The organism is Cupriavidus sp. BIS7, from assembly GCF_000292345.1.
Taxonomy (GTDB): Bacteria; Pseudomonadota; Gammaproteobacteria; order Burkholderiales; family Burkholderiaceae; genus Cupriavidus.
In genome coordinates this window covers 1-1678 of record NZ_ALOU01000128.1, presented here as the reverse complement: position 1 = coordinate 1678, position 1678 = coordinate 1, and the positions used below count along the sequence as shown (strand labels likewise).

2 protein-coding genes are annotated in these 1678 nt (G+C 64.4%); one reads left to right on the top strand and one right to left on the bottom strand.

What is annotated here, in order from left to right; genetic code table 11:
* Window positions 1-883: helix-turn-helix transcriptional regulator (locus tag B552_RS0126855; RefSeq protein ID WP_019452155.1), on the bottom strand; the 883-nt coding region annotated here is incomplete at its 3' end.
* Between the two features lie 129 nt (window positions 884-1012).
* Here B552_RS0126855 and B552_RS0126850 point away from each other — a divergent pair.
* Window positions 1013-1678, top strand: a 666-nt coding sequence (locus B552_RS0126850) for an MFS transporter (RefSeq protein WP_019452154.1), incomplete at its 3' end; no start/stop codon positions are given.

Here is a 1678-nt window from a genome sequence, read left to right as displayed (position 1 = left end):
GCCGCAGCTTGCGCAGCGCCGCCTCGGCGGCCTCGTCTCCCGGCACATAGACCAGCAGCCGCGCACCGTTGCGCGGTGCGGTCCACCAGTTCGTCTGCGTCAGGTTGAATGCCCCGGTTTCCGGGTGGGTGAACTGCTTGACGTGGTTCTGGATGCCACGCACCTGATAGCGCTGCCACAGGTCGCGAAACAGCTCCGACACTTCCATGTAGCGCTCAAGCTGCGCCTCCCAGACGGGATCGTGCACATGCTCGGCCATCGCGGCGCGATACAGCGCCACCATGCTGGCGATCATGTCGTGCCAGTCCACCACGATCGCGCGCCACGCGGGGTGCGTCAGTGCCAGATAGATGCAGTTGCGATCCTCGATCGGCAAGTTCGGCAGATCGACACCAAGCAGCCTGCAGTAGGCCTGGTTATGCGCGACGATATCGAACCGCGCGTTCTGGACCAATGCCGGGATCGGGTCGAGTTGATCGAGAATCCGCTGCGTCGTCGCGGACACTGTTTCGCAGACCGATGTCCCGGCCAGCGGTGCAGGCCGCTGCATGCCGGCCAGCGTGAACAGGTGCTCGGTTTCGGTCGGCGTGCATTGCAGCGCGGCAGCCACCGCGTTGAGCACCTTCGGCGATACGCGGATCGGCCGGCCCTGCTCCAGCTTCGTGTACCACGTGATGCCGATATCGGCCATCGCGGCCACTTCCTCGCGTCGCAGCCCCGGCGTGCGCCGGCGCCCCATGCGTGACAGGCCGAGCCGTGCCGGGTCCAGGTTCTCCCGACGCGCGCGCAGGAATGCGCCCAGTTCCTGCTCGCGACCGGTGCTGGCAAGCTCTTCGGTTTCGTCCACATCCAGCAGTGCGCGCGTTTCCTGGCGTGCGTTCATGACAAGTCACTCCCTGGCTAAGCTGACACTAAGGCTGACACTATTTATACCAGTCTAACTGGACTCTTGTACCAGTCTGGTTGAGCCACCATACTCCGGTCCTCAAGCGTTGTCGAGGCCAGAATCGTCATGCAATCACACTCCTCCAATCCCTCCCTTGGCCGTGCAGGGCTGTATGTCCTGCTGGCTGGCCAGTTACTGCCGCAGATCGACTTTTCGATCGTCAATGTGGCCCTGCATCCCATCGAGCACTCGCTTCAGGCGACGCCTTCCGAGCTGGAACTGCTGGTGGCCGTCTATGGCGTGGCGTTCGCCGTATGCCTGGCCATGGGCGGCCGGCTCGGCGACAACTTCGGCCGCCGCCGCATCTTCAACATTGGCGTGCTGCTGTTTGGCATTGCATCGTTGCTGTGCGGCGTGGCCGCGTCCATGCCAATGCTGCTGGCCGCACGGACACTCCAGGGCGCGGCGGCGGCGCTACTGGTGCCGCAGATCCTGGCGACGATCCACGTGGGCCTGCGCGGACATGCGCATTCCCGCGCGCTGGCGCTGTTTGCGTCGATTGGTGGCATCGCGTTCATCATCGGGCAGGTACTCGGCGGCTTCCTTGTCGATGCCGATATCGGCGGCCTGGGCTGGCGCAATGCATTCCTGATCAACCTGCCCGTGTGCGTGGCAATTCTTGCCTTGTCGCATCGCGTGATCCCCGAAACGCGACGCGAGAATGCCGCAGGCATCGACATTCCGGGCACTGCGCTGTTGGCGGCCGTGATCCTCTCGATCCTGCTGCCGCTG